General features: G+C 43.8%; 20 protein-coding genes. 10 read left to right on the forward strand and 10 right to left on the reverse strand.

Going from position 1 to position 21,497, the window contains the following annotated elements; all coding sequences use genetic code 11:
• Positions 1-277: 277 nt before the first annotated feature.
• Positions 278-658 carry a hypothetical protein gene (locus K4039_RS19545; RefSeq protein ID WP_265237684.1) on the forward strand — a complete coding sequence of 127 codons (381 nt, stop codon included), beginning with the start codon at positions 278-280 and terminating at the stop codon, positions 656-658.
• Between the two features lie 80 nt (positions 659-738).
• On the opposite strand, the gene K4039_RS19550 is transcribed toward K4039_RS19545, so the two are convergent.
• From K4039_RS19550 to K4039_RS19570, 5 genes are all read right to left on the reverse strand, one after another.
• Positions 739-1,503: an ABC transporter ATP-binding protein gene (locus K4039_RS19550; RefSeq protein WP_321161633.1), complete on the reverse strand. Its 765-nt coding sequence runs from the start codon at positions 1,501-1,503 to the stop codon at positions 739-741.
• Between the two features lie 221 nt (positions 1,504-1,724).
• Positions 1,725-2,405: a Uma2 family endonuclease gene (locus tag K4039_RS19555; protein ID WP_265237686.1), complete on the reverse strand. Its 681-nt coding sequence runs from the start codon at positions 2,403-2,405 to the stop codon at positions 1,725-1,727.
• Positions 2,406-2,467: 62 nt separating this feature from the next.
• On the reverse strand, positions 2,468-2,911 hold the full coding sequence (locus K4039_RS19560; protein ID WP_265237688.1) for an HNH endonuclease: 444 nt from the start codon (positions 2,909-2,911) through the stop codon (positions 2,468-2,470).
• Between the two features lie 7 nt (positions 2,912-2,918).
• Entirely contained in the window at positions 2,919-3,173 is a 255-nt protein-coding gene (locus K4039_RS19565; RefSeq protein WP_265237690.1) for a hypothetical protein, read from the reverse strand.
• Between the two features lie 27 nt (positions 3,174-3,200).
• Positions 3,201-6,404 carry an NACHT domain-containing NTPase gene (locus K4039_RS19570; RefSeq protein ID WP_265237692.1) on the reverse strand — a complete coding sequence of 1,068 codons (3,204 nt, stop codon included), beginning with the start codon at positions 6,402-6,404 and terminating at the stop codon, positions 3,201-3,203.
• A 600-nt stretch (positions 6,405-7,004) separates the two neighbouring features.
• Here K4039_RS19570 and gor point away from each other — a divergent pair.
• The 8 genes from gor to K4039_RS19610 all read left to right on the forward strand — a co-directional run bounded on the left by gor (position 7,005) and on the right by K4039_RS19610 (position 13,806).
• Positions 7,005-8,348 (forward strand): glutathione-disulfide reductase, encoded by a 1,344-nt coding sequence (gor, locus tag K4039_RS19575; protein WP_265237694.1) that lies wholly within the window; start codon positions 7,005-7,007, stop codon positions 8,346-8,348.
• A 245-nt stretch (positions 8,349-8,593) separates the two neighbouring features.
• Positions 8,594-9,184 (forward strand): sigma-70 family RNA polymerase sigma factor, encoded by a 591-nt coding sequence (locus tag K4039_RS19580; protein WP_265237696.1) that lies wholly within the window; start codon positions 8,594-8,596, stop codon positions 9,182-9,184.
• Positions 9,181-9,615, forward strand: coding sequence for a hypothetical protein (locus K4039_RS19585; RefSeq protein ID WP_265237698.1), 435 nt, complete (start codon positions 9,181-9,183; stop codon positions 9,613-9,615). The genes K4039_RS19580 and K4039_RS19585 overlap by 4 nt, the downstream gene beginning before the upstream one ends.
• Before the next feature lie 19 nt (positions 9,616-9,634).
• Complete coding sequence (locus K4039_RS19590; protein ID WP_265237700.1) at positions 9,635-10,123, forward strand: Spy/CpxP family protein refolding chaperone; 489 nt, start codon at positions 9,635-9,637, stop codon at positions 10,121-10,123.
• Positions 10,124-10,402: 279 nt separating this feature from the next.
• Positions 10,403-11,095: a YqiA/YcfP family alpha/beta fold hydrolase gene (locus K4039_RS19595; protein WP_265237702.1), complete on the forward strand. Its 693-nt coding sequence runs from the start codon at positions 10,403-10,405 to the stop codon at positions 11,093-11,095.
• A gap of 32 nt (positions 11,096-11,127) precedes the next feature.
• On the forward strand, positions 11,128-11,835 hold the full coding sequence (locus tag K4039_RS19600; protein ID WP_265237704.1) for an ROK family protein: 708 nt from the start codon (positions 11,128-11,130) through the stop codon (positions 11,833-11,835).
• A 328-nt stretch (positions 11,836-12,163) separates the two neighbouring features.
• Complete coding sequence (locus K4039_RS19605; protein WP_265237706.1) at positions 12,164-13,357, forward strand: histidinol-phosphate transaminase; 1,194 nt, start codon at positions 12,164-12,166, stop codon at positions 13,355-13,357.
• Positions 13,358-13,410: 53 nt separating this feature from the next.
• Positions 13,411-13,806 carry a VOC family protein gene (locus tag K4039_RS19610; protein ID WP_265237708.1) on the forward strand — a complete coding sequence of 132 codons (396 nt, stop codon included), beginning with the start codon at positions 13,411-13,413 and terminating at the stop codon, positions 13,804-13,806.
• A 30-nt stretch (positions 13,807-13,836) separates the two neighbouring features.
• On the opposite strand, the gene K4039_RS19615 is transcribed toward K4039_RS19610, so the two are convergent.
• Positions 13,837-14,415, reverse strand: coding sequence for a hypothetical protein (locus K4039_RS19615; RefSeq protein ID WP_265237710.1), 579 nt, complete (start codon positions 14,413-14,415; stop codon positions 13,837-13,839).
• 58 nt (positions 14,416-14,473) lie between these two features.
• Between K4039_RS19615 and K4039_RS19620 the strand changes: the two genes are divergently transcribed.
• Complete coding sequence (locus K4039_RS19620) at positions 14,474-14,896, forward strand: DUF2358 domain-containing protein (protein WP_265237749.1); 423 nt, start codon at positions 14,474-14,476, stop codon at positions 14,894-14,896.
• Here K4039_RS19620 and K4039_RS19625 read toward each other — a convergent pair.
• The 4 genes from K4039_RS19625 to K4039_RS19640 form a co-directional block, all read right to left on the reverse strand.
• Positions 14,889-16,541 carry a mechanosensitive ion channel family protein gene (locus K4039_RS19625; protein WP_265237712.1) on the reverse strand — a complete coding sequence of 551 codons (1,653 nt, stop codon included), beginning with the start codon at positions 16,539-16,541 and terminating at the stop codon, positions 14,889-14,891. The two genes, K4039_RS19620 and K4039_RS19625, sit on opposite strands and share 8 nt — an antisense overlap.
• Positions 16,542-16,548: 7 nt before the next feature.
• Positions 16,549-17,661 (reverse strand): mechanosensitive ion channel family protein, encoded by a 1,113-nt coding sequence (locus K4039_RS19630; protein WP_265237713.1) that lies wholly within the window; start codon positions 17,659-17,661, stop codon positions 16,549-16,551.
• A gap of 146 nt (positions 17,662-17,807) precedes the next feature.
• Complete coding sequence (locus K4039_RS19635; RefSeq protein ID WP_265237714.1) at positions 17,808-19,421, reverse strand: mechanosensitive ion channel family protein; 1,614 nt, start codon at positions 19,419-19,421, stop codon at positions 17,808-17,810.
• Positions 19,422-19,764: 343 nt separating this feature from the next.
• The gene (locus K4039_RS19640; protein ID WP_265237716.1) at positions 19,765-21,321 is read right to left on the reverse strand and encodes a sodium:proton antiporter; all 1,557 of its coding nucleotides are present in this window, start codon (positions 21,319-21,321) and stop codon (positions 19,765-19,767) included.
• Positions 21,322-21,497 lie beyond the last annotated feature (176 nt).

The raw sequence follows: 21,497 nt of genomic DNA on the forward strand, positions 1-21,497 counted from the left end.
TTTGCCTGGACTGATTAGATTTTGCTGGCATCCATACATTCTGTTTTCCTCCTTGGTTTATATTAGCATAGTATTCGCAATTCCAGGGTAAAGTATGCCTACAAAACAACCAATACAAAAAAAAATTTGAAGGCGGTTGAAACCGCTACCGAGTTCCTCCTCATGTCTAAAGCCAGGGGCTTCCCTCTCGTTTTTTGGTGATATAATGTTTTTTGGTGCTGTAGAGAGTTGTGGCACTTATTTTGCTTGTTATTGTCTGTATTAAGGGTCAGCATTAATGGATTGTGCTTTGAACTTTAAACCCGGTCAAATTGTCAGTTTAGAATGTGGAAATGCGTGCCTGCATTCAGAGGTGATTGAAGTGGTTGAAGCACGTCAAATTTGTTGGGTGCGCCCTCTAATGTTGGTTGGATTGGTATCGGGGAAGGATTTCTCGCAAAAGTGGCCGGAAGAATACACTTTATCGGATTTGCGAGATGGTGCTGATTTGCTTTGGCCGTTGAGTTTGTTTCGGGCGGCGCTGGATACTGAGGTGATTTCGCTGTTGACTCAGTTGCAGTCTCTGGATTCTGATAAGAAGGATAGCGCGATCGCGTCTCGGCAACTTAGAGATTTTGTCGATCGAGTTTGGGCTGCTTTTCCGAGTGCTTTTAATTAGTTATTGGTTATTGGTTATTTGTAACAGGTAACAAATAACCAATAACCAATAACTAATAACTAATAACTAATTACAAAATTTTAAAATACTGCGTGAGAAAGCTCTGCCGGATCGAGATTATTATGAATAACTTCACCGTCGCGGAACCAGACCACGCGGCGAGTTTGACGCGCCACTTCCGGTTCGTGAGTCACCATCACCACAGTCATGCCGCTTTCATTAAATTCTGTAAAAATATCCATTACTTCTTGAGTGGTTTTAGTATCCAATGCACCAGTCGGTTCATCTGCAAGCAACAATACCGGACGGTTGACAATCGCGCGGGCGATGGCTACGCGCTGCTGCTGTCCTCCTGATAGTTGATTCGGTTTATTTTGCAGCCGACTTTGCAGGCCTACTTTCGTTAAAGCGTCTACGCCCCGTTCGCGTCTTTCGGCTGCGGGAATGCCTGCATAAACCATCGGTAACATGACATTTTCTAAGGCTGTTAATTGAGCTAGCAGGTGAAATTGTTGGAAGACAAAACCTAATTTTAAATTGCGAATTCCGGCTAATTCTGCTTCGGGCATTTGGGCGACATCTACGCCGTCTAGGTAGTAACTGCCGCTCGTAGGGCGATCGAGACAGCCGATAATATTCATGGCTGTAGATTTGCCAGAACCCGATGCGCCCATAATCGAGCAATATTCTCCTTGCGTGACTGTCAAACTTACGCCATTTAGGGCGCGCACTTCTAGGTCGCCAATGCCGTAAACTTTTGTTACGTCTTGCAGGCCGACGATGACGGGTTTTGAGGTGTCTTGCTGCTGGAGGTCTTGGTGGGTCTGGGTTTGTAGTTCAGGCATTTGTTTTTATGTGCGATCGACACAACGTACTACTAAGTTAACACTTCTGAGAGGTTTTGGCGGGTGGAAGGGTGATCGTTTGGACGCTTATAGGACTTACGCACGGGCGGGTCGGAAACCGGGTTTTTTCGCGAAAACAATTCGTTATAGCCAGCAAAAACGATAAAAAACCCGGTTTCTTTGGTCTTAATGAATAAGTCCTAAATTAAACAATTTGTCGCTTAAATGCGATCGGGATCGATGTTCAATTCGCGCAGTTTTGCTGCTAAACGTTCGGCTCTTTGACGTTCTTGTTCTGATATTTTAGCTGCTTGTTTTCTACGCAGACGGTTTAATTCTATCTGTTCCACAAATTCTAAATAGGAAAGAAACTTTTGTCCATTAGGTTCATAAATTTCTAACCCATCTTCGCCCAACTCAAATCGGATTCCCAATCTCGGACTTACCCATCCCCGCATCTGATCGATTACTTCTAAATTTCCTTCCATTCTTTGCCAACCGCTCAAATCTTTGTTTTCTAGCTCGTAAACGTAATATTCCTCAACTCCATAGCGATTATAAAATGAAAGTTTCTCGTCCATTTTTGTTTGAGTGTCTTTGTAAGAGCGAATCTCAAACACAAATTGAGGAGCAATATGATCTTCGCGAAATTGTAGATAGGAAAGTCTGTCACCTTTTGGTCTGCCAAAGATTACCATTGTATCCGGTGCTTGAAAGATGTCATTTCTTCCCTCAACCGGATACCACAGTAAATCTGCTGCTACAAATACGTTTGGATCTTTTTTAAACAGCGACTCGCAACCCTCTTGAATTTTGACCATTAAATCAAATTGAGTCGTACTATCTGCCATTGGTTGGCCGTCGCTGGATGGATAAATAATTTGTTCGGTCGTGACTTGCATAGTGGTTGTCTCCGAAAACTATCCGATCTTAATTATACTATTATTGGGTGATGTTTCTTGATTTACTGGGTCATCCGTTGTTGCGCGGCTGGTGACGGATATGCACCAAAGTCTATGAAGATTTGTCGCTCTCTAATCCGCTCATTGTGATTAAATTCTAGAATTCGTGCTGTTACTTCTCCAATATCTGTTTGTGGTTGAATCGCAGCTTTGTCTAAGCGAAAATGTTCTCCCCAAAAATCTCTACGCGGGTTAAAAAAACGCACCAATTCTCCAGTGCGCCAAACAATTGATCCTAAATCTGTTCCTTTCTGGAGGTTGCAGAAAACACAAGCATAGGCGAGGTTATCGGCTGTTGTTTCTCCACCATGTTTGACGCTGATGATGTGGTCAACTTGACAGCCTGATGCTCTGTCTGTCTCTGCAATGAGGCAGTATTCGCAAATGCGATCGGCACGGAGAGCAACTAAACGCCTAAGTTCGGCATTAATGTAAGGACGAGGCATAAAAAACTTACTCTTTGACGACGTGTTTGTGAGCGACTGCTTTGATAAGAGTTATCAGATGTTCTAGGATTAGATAGTTGTCTAATTCACTTTTTTCATCAGTGGTTAAACCTTCGTTATTGTGTGCATAAATTAGGTCGGCGATATGCTCTTTTGCTTCTTCGGATAGTTGAAAGTTGAGAATGCTTTCGGGAGTAGCGCCAGCAGCAAAAAACTCAACTATTTCTGCATAAGCTTGGGGGATTTTAGTGGCTACGGTCATAACTTGTTTCTCCTTTTTTTGTTTATATCACAGCTTGTCTAGTTTTGCCAATTGTTCCTCGGCAAACTTGCGGACTTGTTCATCTGGATCGTTGGCAAATCGATCGCGAAGTATTTCTAATGTTTCCGAGTCATCTTTCCACCCCCGTGGTAATTCTTGGACTGCTGTATATCGCACAGTCCAATCATCATCATATTGAGCGCATTGTTTAAGGATAGGTAAGATTTCATGATCATCTTTCCACCCACGTACTAATTCTAAAAATGCGGCAATTCGTACATTTGAATCATTATCATATTGAGCGCATTTTTTGAGAATAGGTAAGATTTCATGGTCATCTTTCCACCCACGTGCTAATTTTTGGACTGCTACTTCTCGGACATCCGAATCATCATCATATTGAGCGCGTTGTTTGAGAATATCTAAGATTTCCTGGTCATCTTGCCACTCCCGTGCTAATTCTTGAATTGCTGCTTCTCTCACATTTGAATCCTCACCATATTGAGCTAGTTGTTTGATAATAGGTAATGTTTCGCAGTCATCTTTCCACCATCTCACTAATTTTTTGACTGCTGCACTTTGCACAACGCAACCACCGCGAAATTTAGCTACTTGTTTGATGATAGGTAATGTCTCAGGATCATCTTTCCATCCGTATGCTAGTTCTTGGACTGCTAAACGCCGCACAAGGTAATCATCATTATCAGATTGAGCTATTTGTTTGAGAGTGGGTAAAGTTTCTGAGTCATTTTTCCAGCCACGTACTAATTCTTGGACTGCTGCTTGTCGCACGGCCCAATTGTCATCTTGAGATTGAGCCATTTGTTTGAGGAAAGGTAAGATTTCGGAATCATCTTTCCATCCCCATGCTAATGCTTGGATTGCGGCATATCGTACACCCCAATTTTCACCATCAGATTGAGCCAGTTGTTTGAGCCAAAGTAAGGTTTTAGGGTCATCTTTCCAAGTCAAGGCGATCGCACTTACTGCTTGAGTATGAATTTCCCTAATTAGTTCAATTTCTTTGCCATTTACATGAAAACCTATGCTATGCTCGCTGAGAGGGCACTTCGTTAACTCTTTTAAACGTTCAAGAAATTCACTATCAATCCCAGCAATAATTTTTCTATTTCTCACCTCGTTCAAACACTTTGCAGCCAAAAACAGGCTCTGACAATTTTCAAATTCCTCAGACTGTTCAATCAAAAACTCAATCAATTTCCCTGTAAACCGTCCATCAATCAATCCTGCAATCAAGCACAAAACTTCCTGCCAAGATTCATCATGCCAATGCGGGCCAAAAACCTCTGTTTTCAACTCATCTAAAGAAAGTTCTCGCGTCTTCTCAAATCTCTCTACCACTTGCGACGCACAGAAATATTCCAAGAAAGTTCGATGTATAAACCCGTAAGTATCCGCACCCAAAAAACATAAAATAAAGTTGCGCGTTCGCAGTTGATGAATGATTAACTTCGCCCGGTTTCTCGGTTGGTCAAAATCTTTATTCTTCAGATATGCTGTCAGAATATCCTCCAAATCTTCCGCACTAATAATATTGCCAGACAACCCTTCAGGTGCTGCCTGCATTTTCCAAGCAACTCGCCGCAACATTTCTTGCTTATCTTTAGCATCGATCGTTTTTGGATCGAGCCTGCTATCCTCTACTAAAGACCTTTCCACATCCCATTGATAGAGCAATACCCGCGAAGCTTGATTGTAAAGTTCTGCCCTGTCTCTCGGCAATTCTTGACTGCGATTCAAAATCGCCATAATCGTTAACAATAACGGATTTCCCGCTAAATCTTGAATCGTTGATGAATACTCTAGCGCTCTTTTCATCCGATCGCAAATTCGCACTTTTTCCCTAGCATCCGTAAAAGTCAACTCATGCCAGCGGTGCACAAAATCCTGAATCTGTGCCGGATTCAAGTCTTGGAGAATAAAGTGATGAAACTCCGCATCTTGCAACCGTTGAGGTTTGTAACCAATAATCCGAGAGGTGACAATCACTCGCACGCGCGGATACTGATTGGTAAACCGATGAATCGCCGTAATTACATCTTCTCGTTTCCCCGAATCGAAAATTTCATCTAACCCGTCGAACATCACCACAGCCTCGCCGGTTTTAAGCTTTTCCTGCAATTGATGCTGATTCAAGTCACAAATAAAACCGGAATTTTTATGGCAAAATTCCAGAAAATTCTGGCAATGTCCTAATTCCACGTTGCGAATGTAAATCCGCAATTCTATTAGCAGCGGAATCGGGAGAGATGTTACGCTATTTAAAGGCGATCGCGCCCAGGTTAATGCTAAATATTGTAACAGAGTAGATTTGCCCGAACCCGGATCGCCTAAAATCACTATGTAGGGATAATTTGACTTGTCATTGATCACATCTAACACCGAGACGATTGGCTGAGATAAATAACCGTGTCGATATTTGTCTAAATTTTCTAGTTCGATCGCGTCTAATCGATCGCAATCTTGCAACCGCCGTTGATGTTCCTTGGGAATTTCGTAAGCTTGCGGCAGAAATGACTCGTAAATTAAGCGCACATCTTGCACAATAAAAATTTGCCAAACTTTCAGCTTTTCCCGATAATCGTAGGTATTGCTATCGACGCTGCTTAAATCTAGATTGCTGTAACGTTCGCACAAAGCCTCTTGATATTGCCTCAAGTCAAAATCGGGGATAATCCCAGCTATCTCTTGAGTATTTTTCTGAATGCTATCCAGATTTTGAGCATTCAAGATATCCCGCAAATCTTTTGAGTCAAAGAGAATTTCTTGAACTTCGGCGAGATACTGATTGGCGATGGTTTGCCACTTAAATCTGGCGGGTAAAGCAGCTAAATCTAGTTGAGTCCAGGTTGTTTCGAGAATTTCTGCATCGAGGGATTCGCGATCGCTCTCAAAGCCCTTACCCAAAATTTCCTTAACTGACTTGTTGCTGATAAACTTTTTAACATCTTTAATATACAGCTTAATCTGTTCTGGGGAAAGTCCGCTGATTTTCAACTGCTGTTGTACTAACTCCAAAAACTTTTTCAGCGCTTTGCCCGCAGCGACTTGTCGCGGGTCTTTTTCGCCAAATATGACGTTTTTTAGGGAATCTTTAAAAAAATCTTTAGCAAAATCCTTCGCGCCGTCTTTGACTAATTCTTCTAAGATGGGTTTGACGATAATGCCTGCTGCTTCCGTTGCTCCCCAGAGTACCAGCCACTCGATCATAAAGCTAGCCCGAAAATAAATTTATGTTTATAATATAGCAATTATCAATGATTTGTGAAGCTCAAAAAACTTTAGGGTAATTCCAGTGCGATTGTTGTCAACCAAAATGTTAAACTCGCAGTCGGTTCTGCGTTTAACCCACAGTCCGCCAGGGGTTTAAATCCCTGCCTCATAGCGAAAGTCCTCTCAAGAGGACTGAAAAACTTATCAGTCCTATCCAAACGTCCTTTAATAAAACTAAAGAATTCATCCTTCCCTCATCAGTCCTCGACCGAGGACTTTGGCTATTAGACAGGGGTTTAAACCCCTGGCGGTCTTTTCGGTTAAAGCAATTACCAATTTTCTCAATTCCCTCATCAGCCGCCGCCTAAAAATAGTTACATTTTTATATATTTCTAGCGACTTGCTTGTGCTATACTCTAATAATGGGAGTGTGAGCAATTTTAAAATTAACGCACAGATTTCTATTATCTAATAATACCATGTCAAACGGAAGAAGTAAAGTAGTTGACCCCAAAAAAAACAAAAAATTTTTGAGATATCATTAAGAAAAGTAAAGCGTAAAATTGGTAAAATTGAGATAGGAAACTAACGATAATTATGACATACGATTACGACTTGTTTGTGATAGGTGCGGGCTCCGGCGGATTGGCTAGTTCCAAGCGCGCGGCATCCTACGGAGCGAAAGTGGCGATCGCCGAAAATGACTTAGTAGGCGGCACTTGCGTAATTCGCGGCTGTGTCCCCAAAAAACTCATGGTTTACGCCTCTACATTTTCGCACCTGTACGAAGATGCGATCGGCTACGGTTGGAGCCCAGTAGAAAGCAGTTTCGATTGGGAAAAACTCGTTACCAGCGTAGATACAGAAGTGCGGCGGCTGAGCAAACTGCACATCAGCTTCCTTGAAAAAGCTGGAGTGGAATTAATCTCAGGATACGCCAAATTTATCGACGCCCACACCGTCGAAGTTGGTGACAAAAAATACACCGCTGCTAAAATCTTAATTGCAGTCGGTGGCCAAGCTCACAGAGTCGAGATTCCTGGAATCGAACACGCCATTACTTCCCGCGAAATCTTCTTGATAAAAGAGCAGCCGAAACGGTTGGCAATTTGGGGAGGAGGTTACATCGGGGTTGAATTTGCCTGCATTATGAACGGTTTGGGAAGTCAAGTAACTCAAATCATCCGGCGGGACTTAATTTTGAATGACTTCGATGCAGAAATTCGCACTAACGTGCAGGAAGGAATGGTTAAGCACGGGATCAATTTTGTGACGGGAAGCTCGATCGCCCAAATTGAAAAAACCCCGGAAGGCTTAAAATTAACTTTGTCGGGAGAATCCGAAGAAACCTTGACAGTTGATGCGCTTTTGTGCGCTACTGGACGCTGGCCCAACTTGGAAAAATTGGGTTTGGAAAATGCGGGAGTTGAAACCGAAAAAGGTGCGATCGTAGTTACGAAAGACAGCCGCACCAGTCAACCGCACATTTTTGCCGTCGGAGATTGCACCAACCGGATTAATTTAACGCCAATTGCGATCGCCGAAGGACGCGCTTTTGCCGATACGGAATTTGGCAACAATCCGAGAGCAATTAGTTATGAAAATGTCGCATCAGCCGTATTTTCCCAGCCGGAAGCTGCTACAGTCGGTTTAACCGAAGAGCAAGCGAAAGCTAAATTTGGCGACTCTATTAAGTGCTACACAGCCAAGTTTCGACCGATGTTTCACTCTTTGACAGGTGCAGATGAAAAGATTTTTGTCAAGTTAGTTGTTGAAACTAATACTGACAGAGTTTTGGGCGTACACATGGTGGGGAAAGACGCGGGCGAGATTATTCAAGGAATGGCGATCGCTGTTAATATGGGAGCGACGAAGAAAGATTTCGACGTGACTATTGGCATTCACCCATCGACTGCTGAAGAGTTTGTGACTCTGCGGTAAAGAAAAGACGGCGGTTGAAACCGCGTCTACACAAACAATGTCCGCCTCCGCGGACTGAAGACGATCTTCAACCCGCGCACCATCCGGGTTTTGTCTGTATAGGCGCGGTTTCAACCGTACGTCCGATCTACCTGTCTGATCTACCTGCCACCTCATTAAAAAAGAATTTTAAATAATTTGAACCTTTTTCGAGATCGTCCTGTCTAAAGCCTTCAGATAACGAACAGGTGGGGGAGACTTCACAGGTGTTAGGTGTGCCAGCCAATGTTTTAACCGATGATTGTTCCGACTCCGACTTAGTTGATAAATGCTTAAAGGGCGATCGTACTTCCTTTCGATACCTTTACCAACGCTACCAACACAAAGTCAGGTCAACCCTTTACCAACTTTGTGGCCCGTCACTGCTAGACGATTTAGCACAAGAAGTATTCCTGCGGGTTTGGAAAGGATTACCCAAACTCAAGCAACAGGAAAATTTTGCTACTTGGCTTTATCGAATTACATGGAATGTGGCTTCCGACCAAAGACAAGCATTTGCTAAACAGCATTCTTTTGACTCCAAGCTCAAAAATCAAGAAACAATGGATCGAGTTATTGTCAACAATCACCGCTCCGACTTGATGCAGTTACACTATCAAGATTTAGTGCAGCAGGGACTGGAGCAACTGAGCTTTGAACACCGCAGCGTTTTGGTGTTGCACGACCTAGAAGATATCCCGCAAAAAGAAGTATCCCAAATTTTGGGACTGCCATCAGGGACTGTCAAATCTCGCGTGTTTTATGCCAGAAATGCTATGCGGCAATTTTTGCAAAAACAGGGAGTTCACGAACTATGAAGGACGGAAATAGTGACGAAAAATTAGTTAATTTTTTAAAGCAATATCGCCCAGATGTTCCGGAATCTGCCCCAGATTTTGAGCTAAAACTTTTAGCAGCAATAGACAGGAATGAGGCGACGGTAGAGTCAAATCATCTAGGAGAAGCGCGAGCGAGCGAGACTACTAAAAAGTCAAAAATCCTCCGTTTTCCCAAATGGGCTTTTCCTACTGCGATCGCTGCAAGTCTGCTAGTTTTTGGATCGGGTTATCGCGTCTTAGTTACCGCACAACATCAGAAGGATGAGGCGGCACACCTAGAAGCATTTCTGGTCAATAACTGGGAGGCTGTATTGAAGGAGCCTTCAGCGGACAACTTGCTGGAACGCTCGCCAACTGACTTGTTTAATTACGCTGTCACCCCTGACAGCGAACAGCCAACAAATAACTAATCTCAAAGAGGTAATTTTCATGTCTATTCGCCGAATTTCTGCCCTAGCAGTTTTAATGTTAACCCTCGGCACTACAGCCGCTGCGACAGCCGTTTCTGCCCCCGCCAAAGCAGAAACAATTGCCCAAAACCAGCCTCCCAATCGACCCGCTGGCAAGAAAGGCGGGCTGTTCGAGCAACTCAATTTAAGCGCTGACCAAAAGCAGAAAATGCAGGCTGTGCGCGATCGCTACAAAGACCAAGTTTCCCAGCGAATGCAAGCCGTCCGCCAAGCCAGACAAGAATTGGAAACAATGATGTCTAGTGCGACATCAAATGCCAGCCAAATGCGCGATAAAAACCGTCAAATCATGGGATTGAGACAGCAGTTAGAAGAAGCGCAATTTGAAAGTATGCTAGGAATGCGAGAAGTGCTCACCCCCGAACAGCGCAGCCAACTATCTCAAATGATGCAGCAGCGCAGGGAAGCTGCTAAAACCCGGAGGCAAAACAGCCAAAAACCGCAGTAAAATACAAGTAATTTTGAGTTAATCCTAGGGTGTGCATTGCACACCTTAATAATCCTCCTGTACGCACTGGACACCTTACTAATTAAGTTAATTGTAGGGTGGGCACTGCACACAGGAGGATTGGCTGTAAGCAGCTAGAGATCAATAGGACTTAGGCGAAAAGTGGTTTGACGCGCTAGCTATAGCGACCGGTGCGCGGTGCACACCCTACAAAAGAATTGCGTACCTTACTAATTTAAGTTAAAATAATTAGTTGGTAAATTTCATAAAATTTTCTGGATGAATCTACAAAACGATTCAACTTACATTTATTTACACGGATTTGCTTCAAGTCCAGATTCAGCTAAGGCTAAATATTTCCGATCGCACTTTTCTTCCCTAGGAATCGATCTCAAAACTCCCGATCTCAATCAAAACGATTTTTCCAGCCTCACCCTCACCCGCCAATTAAACCAAATAGAAACAGAATTTTGGCAAACCCAATCCTCCCCATCTCCGGCAGAAAATGTAAATAATCCAGGGGGAGTTACAATCATTGGGTCAAGTTTTGGCGGCTTGACAGCGGCTTGGTTGGCCCAGCGACAATTATCGGTAAAACGAATAGTTTTGTTAGCGCCGGCTTTTCAATTTCTCTCTCACTGGCTGCCGCTGTTGGGACAGCAAAAGTTAGAAAAGTGGCAGTCCGACGAGTATTTACCAGTTTATCATTATGGCGAACAGCGCTATCTGCCGCTAAATTATCAGTTTGTGGCAGATATGGCTCAATACCCTGAAGAAAAATTAATGCGGTCAGTCCCTACGTTAATTCTTCACGGCAAGCATGATACAATCATACCGATTCAAGCTAGCAGAAGTTTTGCCGCTGACCGTCCCTGGGTGCAATTAATCGAATTAGAAGACGATCATTCTTTGGGAAATGTCCTAGGGGAAATTTGGGAAGCGATGCAAAAGTTTTGCCAATTCAAAAATTAAAATTTGACCAACTTGCAAGTCTCAACAATCAAATGACTGAACAAGATTCATCGACTCGCACCTTAGCCGTTGACATTGGCGGAAGCGGCATCAAAGTTATGGTTTTGGACGCTGAAGGTGAACCTCTGACGGAACGCAGCCGTTTAGAAACGCCTCAACCGCCGAAACCGGAACCGGTACTAGAGGCGATCGCCTCTTTAGCCAGCGCACAAGGCGAATTTGACCGAGTATCCCTGGGTTTTCCCGGCGTTGTGCGTCACGGTGTCATCAAAACCGCAGTAAATTTAGATCCGTCTTGGATAGATTTTGACCTAGCAACTACCCTCAAAGATCGCTTGGGAAAACCTGTGCGAGTGGCGAATGATGCCGATATTCAAGGATTGGGATCGATCGCTGGGACGGGGGTAGAATTAGTAATTACCCTCGGCACCGGTTTCGGTTCTTCCTTATTTGTCGATGGTATTTTGGTGCCAAATCTAGAATTAGGACATCACCCGTTTCGCAAAGGGGAAACTTACGAACAGCAATTAGGGCGATCGGCATTAGATGCAATCGGCGCGAAAAGATGGAATCGCCGTCTGGAAAAAGCCCTCGTGTCTTTGCAAAATCTCTTTAATTACGATCGCCTTTATATCGGCGGTGGCAATACAAAAAAGATTGTTGTACAGTTACCATCACTGGTTAACATAGTGCCGAATGTGAGCGGTTTGTTGGGCGGCATCGCTTTGTGGCGCGATTAACATAGTCATTAGTCATTGGTCATTGGTCATTGGTCATTAGTCATTAGTCATTAGTCATTAGTCATTAGTCATTAGTCATTAGTCATTAGTCATTAGTCATTAGTCATCAGTTATTTATAGCGGTTCTCGAAAAAGTGAGGTATGCCCTATGCCCTATGCCCTATGCCCTATGCCGTTCGCGTACCTCATCTTTCTGAAAAAGGCTATATTTATTTGTGAGAATGAAGAGTTTACCAACTAGATATTAGAGACTAATGACTAATAACCCTAATAGTGTCAAACTAAATCGTAATTAGACAATCTACAATCTCAGACCCGAAATCATACTATGCTGCCTTTTATCCGCCAAGACTTAGCCGAACTTACCGCCTACACTCCCCATCCGGGCGGCGCATCAACAGAATCGGCGCACTCCGAAAGTGTAATCGATCGCCTAGACACCAACGAATGCCCCTACGACTTACCAGAAGAATTAAAACAAAAGCTAGCTTGGACTTACCAGCAGTTAATTGAAACAAATCGCTATCCCGACGGAGGCCACGCAGCACTCAAACAGGCGATCGCCCAATACGTCAACGAATCATCTCAAAATATCTGCCCAGAGGGCGTTACACAGCCAAAAACCGCCATTACAGCCGACAATATTTCTGTCGGCAACGGTTCCGACGAACTAATTCGATCGCTCTTAATTGCAACCTGTCTGGGTGGCCAAGGCTCAATTTTAGTCGCCAATCCCACCTTTTCGATGTATGGAATTATCGCCCAAACCCTCGGCATTCCCGTTGTCAGTGTTGCCCGACAAGAGGATAATTTTGAAATTGATATTGAGGCGGCAAAAAGAGCGATCCTCTCCGAGGGCTGCGCTAACGACCAAAATCAAAATCCCCCCGTGCGCGTCGTCTTTGTCGTCCATCCCAATTCCCCCACCGCCAATGCTTTAACAACCAATGAAATAGAATGGTTGTCAAGTTTGCCCGAAGATATTTTAGTAGTAATTGACGAAGCCTATTTTGAATTCAGTCAAAATACTTTAGCAGACAGATTGCACCAACACTCGAATTGGATAATTTTGCGAACATTTTCCAAAGCATTTCGACTAGCATCAATGAGAGTCGGATATGCGATCGCCCATCCCGAACTCACAGCCACCTTAGAAAAAATCCGCCTCCCCTACAACCTTCCCACTTTCTCGCAAACCGCGGCCGAGTTTGCCCTAGCGCAGCGGCAGTTATTGCTAGCAGTAATTCCCGAAATCATTGCAGAAAGAGCCAAATTAATTGCAGCCCTAACTCAGTATCAAAAATTGCAAGTTTGGCCAAGTGCGGCGAACTTCGTTTATCTGCGGGTTAAATCGGTTGAGGGCGAATCGGCAGAAAAGGCACACCAACAAATCATGCAGCAGCTAAAAGCTAGAGGTACTTTGATTCGGCACACAGGCGGAGGTTTGCGAATTACGGTAGGGAGTCCCGATGAAAATCAGCGAACTTGCGATCGCATTGCAGAAATTTTTGACAACTCATAATATTCGGTATCCAGTTTTTGCTTAACACAAAAATAACTTTGGAGAAGATATATATGCTTAAAGGAAAGGTTTTACGGGTTGCTCGTCCAACTGATTGCCTTGATCAAGTTGTTCATTTCTACACAGAGGGTTTAGGGCTGCAAATCCTCGATAGTTTTGAAAACCATGAAGGTTTTGACGGAGTAATGGTTGGGATGCCAGGAGAAAGCCACCACCTTGAATTCATCCATCAACGGGGACATATTGTAGGTGGCGCTCCAACTCAAGACAATATTATTGTCTTTTACCTTCCTAACCAACAAGAATGGCAGCAGGCTGTTGAGCGAATGAAAGCAATTGGATTTGAGCCTGTAAACTCATACAACCCCTACTGGGACAAAAATGGAGTGACTTTTGAAGACCCAGATGGCTATCGAGTCGTTTTGCAAAATGCCGAGTGGAGCTTGTAGCAGCGCGCCGCATCAGGTATGTACACCAATTTATAACTCATCATTTCCTTGTCTGGCCGCGCGAATAGTTTGGGGAAATACGCCTACTAAAAGTGCCAAAGCTTCATCGGGAATTTGTGCCACTGTTTCCCCATCAAAATATTGTTCAAACTGAGTTAAAATCATTTGTGCCCGTTCCAAAGCTACAGGCTTTGCCGTTAACTGTTCCGTTAACCGCACCCAATGCCGCCGAATTTCAAAAGCTTTCTGTTTTTCTTCGGGAGATTGAGGACAAACCAAACAAAAATCCCCCACCGGAATCGCCCGCACAGAATCAACATCAAAAGCACCGCCAACCGCAGCCCCCGGCCCGGCAAACTCTGCGTGAAAGCGTTTAATCAAAATTAGACCGTTCCGGCGACGGCTATCTACCATCAACAGCTTGCCGCTGTTGATTTCTGCGAGAATGTCAGAGGAGTGGGGGTGTTCATTCAAATCTGTGCCAAGGTTTCGATGTCCCAAGTCCGGGTCAGCAGAAAGGTGGGCTCGGACAATACCGCTAGAGTTAAAATCAGAACTGGATGAAATCTCAAATCTGCGATACTCCAGCGATCGATCGAGATTATTCATTTAAACTTATAAATTAATACTGTCACAAGGTGGTAGCTTGAGCGCGATCGAATATCAAATGCAGGTAGAACAAGTAGTAGACACCCTGAAAGCGGATCTCCCGACGCTGTTTGAGAAAGACATCTCCTACGACATCTACACAAAAGCCATCTATTTTCAAGATCCAGTCAACAAATTTAAAGGAAAAATCAACTACCGCATTATCTTTTGGACTTTGCGATTTCACGGCCAGCTATTTTTTAACGAGATTTACTTCGACCTCCACGACGTAAGCCAGACAGCCCCTGATACTATTGTGGCAAATTGGACTGTGCACGGGACACTGCGCGTACCCTGGAAAGCTCAGATTTTCTTTAACGGCTACTCTACCTACAAAATGGATGAGGACGGCTTAATTTACCAACATATCGACACTTGGGACAGAAATCCCGGAGAAATTTTAAAGCAGTTTTTCCGTAAGGGCAGCGTTGTCTTCAAATAGTAGCAGGGGACTGCACATAAACCGTAGGATTTTCCATCGTAAACACAATACCGTGGACTGCAAGAGATTTAGCAATTTCAGCACTTGCTAACTCTAGTAGGCGTTTACGCACCTCGATCGCATTATCCTGAGAGCCTAAAATTGCCAAACTCACCCTTAATCTTTTTCCCGATCCATCGGCGAGAGCAATATTTGTGCTGTTAGGATCGATTCCTGATAAAAAAGCAATTTTTTCCATGATAGCTTGCTGCACTAGGGCATATTCTCGTTCTCCTAAAGCACTTGCAAAGTCCATATACAGTAACACCATAATTTTTTTGGCAAGAGTAACGTTTTCAATTTCTACACTGACTAAGATAGAGTTGGGCATCACAATAATTGTACCCGTACCGAGGGAACGAATTTTTGTCGATCGCAAGCCAATACTTTCTACTTTCCCCAAATCTCCAGCGGGTAGACGGATATAGTCACCAGTAACAAAAGGGCGATCTAAATACAATACTAAAGTAGCAATGAGTTGTTCAAGAATTTTTTGGGCAGCAAAGGCGACGGCTAAACCAACTAACCCCAAACTAGCAACCAAACCAATCAAGTCAAAGTTTACGCTGCGGGCAAATGCCACCAGTGCTACAATAAAGATAAAGACATTAAACACAGTCTCAAATACTAAAATTGCATCATCGCTACTGGGATTAAATTTCCCCCCAAACTTCAATCCATAGGTACGCAGGTAGCGGCTAGTAAGTTTTGTGGATAACCAATACAAACAGCCAACTACAAATAAATTAGCAATCGGTTTGAGCAGCCCATACACAACTGGTACTAATGTTTCCAGTAAGTTCAGAGACCAACTGATACAAATACAGAGGACTGAAAATTGCACAAGGCGATCGCTCGGTTGAACAATTTCCAGATAAATATTTTCTGCTGATTGGATATCTAGCTTTTTGATGGCAAATCTCAGTAAGGCTGGAGCGTATTGACTAAATACAAAAGACCCTCCTAATGCTCCTAAAAATATCAGCCACTGGGGCTGAGAAAATGGGGAAACAATCTGATAACGAATACTTCGCAATACCGGGAACCATTCCGAACTCACTAGGACGATCGCTAACCAGGCCAAACCAAAAAAAACCTTTGTAAAAATACCAGTTTCCCACTTAGCTATTTTGGCGACAATTACCAACAAAAAGCGCAATATTATAATAATTCCTATGCCAATTAAAATCCACAAACTTCGCTGTAAAATGTATTGTGAAGTTCGTTCTTTTTTAGCCTTAGCGACCGCCTTTTCTAGAATATTTTCCCATTCCTTAGCTTGTTGAGACAAAGAAAAGTTTGGTAAAACATCGTTGGCTGTAACTGTCAACAGGTAATTCTTGTTTAAAGAAATTGAGGTAGCGCTTGTATTAGGATCGTTACGCACATCGAAATTTATGACTTTATCATTAGAGATCGCATCAGCCAGTAAATTATTGGCAAATTCGGTACGATCTAATGCTGAAAACCGATCGACAGGTTGCAAATAAAATAGCGGAATGCCATCAACTACTACAGGAGAATGAGGGCCGTCAGCACTTAGAGAAAAACTCATCGGAAAAGTCGCCAAAAACAAAGCCATTACAAATAAGAAGATTAGCTTCATTGGTCGCTTAAATAGGAATTGGAGCATCCACATAAATCGTTGGTTGGTTAATGGTAAAAGAAATATGATGTTTTTGGAGTTGTTTGGTGATTTGTTGGGTAGTTAGATCCAGCAATTGCCGCCTCAAGTCCATAGATAATTCATTAGAACCCAAAATGAAAAAAGAAATTTGGGCTTGGTTGTTACTGAAAGAAACCTCCGTGCTGCGCCAGTCTAAACCAAAAATGTCCATCGTGCTCTCCATCACGGTTTGGCGGATTAGTGCTTGCTCCTGAGCAGATACCTGTTCGGGAAACTCTAGCATCATAATCGACATGACTTTCTTGGCGCTTGTATAGTTCTCTATGGTAACTTCTGTCAGGTAATTATTAGGAATAACTGTGAGAGTACCTTTACCAGAGGTACGAATTTTTGTTGACCTTAAACCAATACTTTCTACTCGTCCAAAAGTGCCTTGTTTGCCCATAGGCCCGTCGGATAAACCAATATAGTCTCCAACTTGAAAAGGGCGATCGAGAGTTAATACAATTCCTCCTAAAAATTGTTCTAAAGTTTTCTGAGCAGCAAAGGCAATAGCAACACCTCCAATCCCCAAGCTAGCAAGTATGCCTCCAACATTGATATTATGGCTAATGCAAAAGACTAAAATTATTATTACAGCGATCGCAAAATCTCCCAGATAGCGAATTAAAAAGATAGACTCGCCTCTTACTTTAGGGTTGGAGTCAAAGGTTGCGCCTAAAATTGTGCTATTAAAAACTTCTCGAAATAAACTTGACACTAGCCAACCGGCAGAGAAAGTGATGCCGGCACTAAAACAAAACTCCATCAATTTTAGCCATTGAGTGTGAGGGATTACAACTAACATGACTTCCATCGCCGACAGAGTTAATAATATTAAAATTAGGTTTCTAGATGCAAGCAATACACCAATATAAGTTTTTGTCAATAAGCTTGGGGCAAACCAAGCTAATATTAATCTCAAGGTTGGGATCGCTATCATTCCAGCTAATCCCCCAATCCCTCCGGCTAGAAAAATCAGGATAACTTGCAAAAAGCGATCGCCATTATTTAAAGGCAGTTGTGCGAACATAAATAGCGCATTAATTGTTGTTGTCATGGTCAAACTAACTGTATTATAATAAATAGTTGACAGTTGACAGTTGACAGTTGCTATTAGTGCGAGCTTAAAATCTCGCGAATCTAGTCATTAGTCATTAGTCATTAGGAAGAAAAAAGAAGCAAGAAGGAATAATTTAGTTTAAGTTATTTAGGGGCAACTGAGTTATTTTCCGACTTGAGTAAAGTGTTTCGTAAGGTTGCCTCTAGTTGCGGTGATAAAGTCAAAGGGATGCTCCCAGAGCGGAGGTGCAGATCTCGTTGAGGAAACGGAATTTCGATTTCACGCTCTCGAAACAGTTCTTCAATACGGAACAATAAATCACTTTTGACGCGATACTGTACCATTGGTTCAGCAATCCACACCCGGAGTTCAAAATTAAAGGAACTCTCACCAAAACCCAAGAAACAAACAATCGGTTCTGGAGTATTCAATACATCAGAATGCCCCTTCGGAGCTTTGAGCAGCGCTGCCTTAACTTCACTGATATCACAGCCGTAGGCAACATTAACCGGAATTCTGATCCGCGAAACAGCATTCTCGTAGTTCCAGTTAGTTACCTCATCCTCTAAGAAACGGGAATTTGGCAAAATAATGGAAACTTGATCGAGGTTGCGAAGCACTGTACTGCGAGCGCCAATTCGGACAACAGTGCCTTCAATTTTACCTACACTCACAAAATCGCCTACCCGAATCGGACGTTCAAACAGCAAAATCAGACCGCTACCAAAGTTTTTAGCGATGTCCTGCAACCCAAAACCGATACCAACTCCCAACGCACTAAAGATTATTGTTAGAGAACTCAAATCGATTCCCCATACTTGCACCAAAACGATCGTTCCCAGAACAATCAGCAAGTATTTGGAAATCACAGCAACAGCTTCTTGACTCCCTCGACTGATGCGGGTGACTTGCAAAATTCGCAGTTTAAAGAAATTTGAAATAGTACCGCTCAGGGCGACCCATCCTAGGATGAGAGCAGCTAAAAACAACAGATCAGTGACGGAGTAATTGTTGCGCCCTACAGAGAGCGATCGAGAAATGAAACTGGTTATTAAACCGCTGGTCAGAGTGTAACTCCAACTCCGACTTATTGGAAACAAATTGGTAATGTAAAGGACGGTGGCAATCCAAAGCGCAGTCCTAGCTGCAAGCAAAGTCAAGATCAATAATAAGTTCAAAGATTTGGGGGAGTCAGCAACCGCAGCTTCTGCTGTTGATGGCTCTACAAATCGCTGGATAATTGCTTGTTTTACCGATCGCCACAGCCATCCCAATCCTTTGTGAAGGGCGATCGCCAGCACTACAATCGCCATTGTCAGCAGCAGCATATTTTTGATAAATTCGGCGCTTTTTTCTTCTTGAGCTTGCTGCAAAGCTTGACGGAGTTGTTCAGCCCAAAGATTAGCTTGTTCGGTAAGCGTGCGAGTTTCTTGCAGATCCGATTGAGTCACTGTCAGCAAGTATTTGCCATTAACCAGAATGGTGGGGTATTGATTGCGAACTTCTGTTGTGACTTCAACTGTTTCTTGAGATTGCTCAATTTGTTTGAGTCGCAAATTGAGCAAATCGGCACGTTCGACGGCTGTTAATGAGTCAGCATCGCTGACGCTAAAAAGCGGACGACCATCTACTACAATAGATGTCGCCGTCCGAGCGGCTTGAACGGGCCCAGCTAGCAAAATTATGGTCAGCGCCAAGGCTGTGATGATTCCCAGTATTTGGTAACGAACAGATGAAAATTGCCGACGATTTAACATATTTTACCGATTTCAATGCTTCACTTCTGATATTCCGCGATGCTACGCTTCTAATACACCTCACCGCAAAGCAAGTTTTTGAACAAGCTGGATGCCCGTTTTACAAGAATCATTGGAGAGATATAAGGGAATTGCAAGAGGTCTATTGATGACAAAGCCCATGAGTGCAACCATCAGAAGGATTAACGGCGCGGCAGTGCTTGAGGAATACCCAGCCAGCGCACTTTTGTACTTGATACTCAGATTACTTTTGCATTATAACGGCTTGAACTGATTCAGTTACCCGTTCAGTTCCCTTAACACTGTTAGGAATGGCAATTAAATAACTTGAGCGATTCGCTAATTACTCCCCTATATTCTCAACTCCCAAAAATAGAGACAGTTCTTGATTTAAGCGACCCGATCGCACAAACTCAGCATAGGTGTCAGCCTCGATCGCCAGCAACTCCGCTCGAATTTGCTCAGCAATAAACGTACTGAGATCCGGATATTCATCTTGAAGCCGATCGACCTCCGCCTCAATCCTCATTAACTCGCCCTTAACCAGCGATTCTTGATACTCATAAAACTCCCGATCGATCCCCGGCTGTTCCTCCATCTCAGCCAACCGTTGCAACACCCTACCCAGGGCGGCCCGACGCGCGATCGCCTCCAAATACTCCGCGCGCATCGGCCCATCCCCCAGCAGATCCAGTTTTTTCAGAACAGGCTGAATAGTCAGTCCCTGTACCAATAAAGTAAACAACACCGTCCCAAAAACCGTCGCAATCACCACCTCCCGGCCCGGTAAACCTTCAGGTACGCTCAAAGCCAAAGCCACCGACACCGCACCCCGTAGCCCTCCCCACCACAGCACCGTTTGCTCCTGTAGTGGAATGGCGGATGCCGCAAAACGGTTGCTGAGACTCCCCAGTCCGTAAATGGCGATCGCCCGCGTTACAATCACCGCCACAATCGTCACCGCGATCGCATCCAAATTTTCGCCCAAACTCCCAAACCGAATCTGATCCCCAATCAGCAAAAACACAATCGAATTCACAAAAAAAGCTAAAAATTCCCAAAACTCACTCACAATAATCCGAGTGCGAGGATTCATCCCGATGCGAGAACCAAAATTGCCCAAAATTAGCCCCGTCGTGACCACCCCAATCACCCCCGATCCGCCCAAATCCTCCGCAATCAAATAAGTACCGTAGGCCGAAACCAACGTCAGAGACTGCTCCACCAGAGGTAAATCGAACCGCTGCGTCAGATAAGAAATCGCAAACCCGATCAGCCCGCCAACCCCCAGCCCAATCCCCACCACGGTTATCAACTGAAGCGCGATCGGCCCCGGCGATAACTTAGCAGTTCCCTGAGCAAAAGCAGCCAGAAATCCAAACGCTACAACCGCCATTCCGTCATTAAACAAACTTTCGCCTTCCATCAAAGTGCTGAGACGCTTCTCAACCCCCAACTCCCGAAACAAAGCCGTCACCGAAACCGGATCGGTAGCTGAAAGAGTAGCCCCAATCATCAGCGCAGTTCCCAAAGAAAGACCGGCAAATTGATTCAAACCAATTGCCACACCAGCAATGGAAATCAGCACACCGAAAACAGCATAAAGACAAATAGGAATTAAATCCTGTTTTAAACTCGACCACTTCAAATTCCAAGCAGCTTCAAACAGCAGGGGTGGCAGAAAAATCAACAGAATCAATTCAGGCGAAAGATTCACCAATCGCACATCGACCAAAGCTAGCCCAGCTCCCACAATTACTAGCAGCAGCGTATAGGGAATTCGGCGCAACCAACTAACAATTTGTGGCAGAGTTGCCACACTCAAAGACACTGAAAGCACCAGTAAAAATTGCTTCAAATTGTCTTCAATTCCGACTTCTTGTAGACTCGTTTCTATCATTTAAAAAAATTCCTATTTGTAATGATCGGATTGCATAGACAGATTGGTTCGTAGTGCGGACTTTAGTCCGTTCTCTTGTCGCCGACTGAAGTCCCCACTACTAACAGATTGGTTCGTAGTGCGGACTTTAGTCCGCTGTCTTGTCGCGGACTGAAGTCCGCACTACGAACCGTCTT

It is taken from the genome of Lyngbya sp. CCAP 1446/10, assembly GCF_026130175.1.
Classification (GTDB): Bacteria; Cyanobacteriota; Cyanobacteriia; order Cyanobacteriales; family Microcoleaceae; genus Microcoleus.

Coding starts and splice junctions, on each gene's coding strand:
- K4039_RS19545 (WP_265237684.1), top strand. CDS start 278: ATGGATTGTGCTTTGAACTTTAAACCCGGTCAAATTGTCAGTTTAGAA.
- K4039_RS19550 (WP_321161633.1), bottom strand. CDS start 1,503: ATGCCTGAACTACAAACCCAGACCCACCAAGACCTCCAGCAGCAAGAC.
- K4039_RS19555 (WP_265237686.1), bottom strand. CDS start 2,405: ATGCAAGTCACGACCGAACAAATTATTTATCCATCCAGCGACGGCCAA.
- K4039_RS19560 (WP_265237688.1), bottom strand. CDS start 2,911: ATGCCTCGTCCTTACATTAATGCCGAACTTAGGCGTTTAGTTGCTCTC.
- K4039_RS19565 (WP_265237690.1), bottom strand. CDS start 3,173: ATGACCGTAGCCACTAAAATCCCCCAAGCTTATGCAGAAATAGTTGAG.
- K4039_RS19570 (WP_265237692.1), bottom strand. CDS start 6,404: ATGATCGAGTGGCTGGTACTCTGGGGAGCAACGGAAGCAGCAGGCATT.
- gor (WP_265237694.1), top strand. CDS start 7,005: ATGACATACGATTACGACTTGTTTGTGATAGGTGCGGGCTCCGGCGGA.
- K4039_RS19585 (WP_265237698.1), top strand. CDS start 9,181: ATGAAGGACGGAAATAGTGACGAAAAATTAGTTAATTTTTTAAAGCAA.
- K4039_RS19590 (WP_265237700.1), top strand. CDS start 9,635: ATGTCTATTCGCCGAATTTCTGCCCTAGCAGTTTTAATGTTAACCCTC.
- K4039_RS19595 (WP_265237702.1), top strand. CDS start 10,403: ATGAATCTACAAAACGATTCAACTTACATTTATTTACACGGATTTGCT.
- K4039_RS19600 (WP_265237704.1), top strand. CDS start 11,128: ATGACTGAACAAGATTCATCGACTCGCACCTTAGCCGTTGACATTGGC.
- K4039_RS19605 (WP_265237706.1), top strand. CDS start 12,164: ATGCTGCCTTTTATCCGCCAAGACTTAGCCGAACTTACCGCCTACACT.
- K4039_RS19610 (WP_265237708.1), top strand. CDS start 13,411: ATGCTTAAAGGAAAGGTTTTACGGGTTGCTCGTCCAACTGATTGCCTT.
- K4039_RS19615 (WP_265237710.1), bottom strand. CDS start 14,415: ATGAATAATCTCGATCGATCGCTGGAGTATCGCAGATTTGAGATTTCA.
- K4039_RS19620 (WP_265237749.1), top strand. CDS start 14,474: ATGCAGGTAGAACAAGTAGTAGACACCCTGAAAGCGGATCTCCCGACG.
- K4039_RS19625 (WP_265237712.1), bottom strand. CDS start 16,541: ATGAAGCTAATCTTCTTATTTGTAATGGCTTTGTTTTTGGCGACTTTT.
- K4039_RS19630 (WP_265237713.1), bottom strand. CDS start 17,661: ATGACAACAACAATTAATGCGCTATTTATGTTCGCACAACTGCCTTTA.
- K4039_RS19635 (WP_265237714.1), bottom strand. CDS start 19,421: ATGTTAAATCGTCGGCAATTTTCATCTGTTCGTTACCAAATACTGGGA.
- K4039_RS19640 (WP_265237716.1), bottom strand. CDS start 21,321: ATGATAGAAACGAGTCTACAAGAAGTCGGAATTGAAGACAATTTGAAG.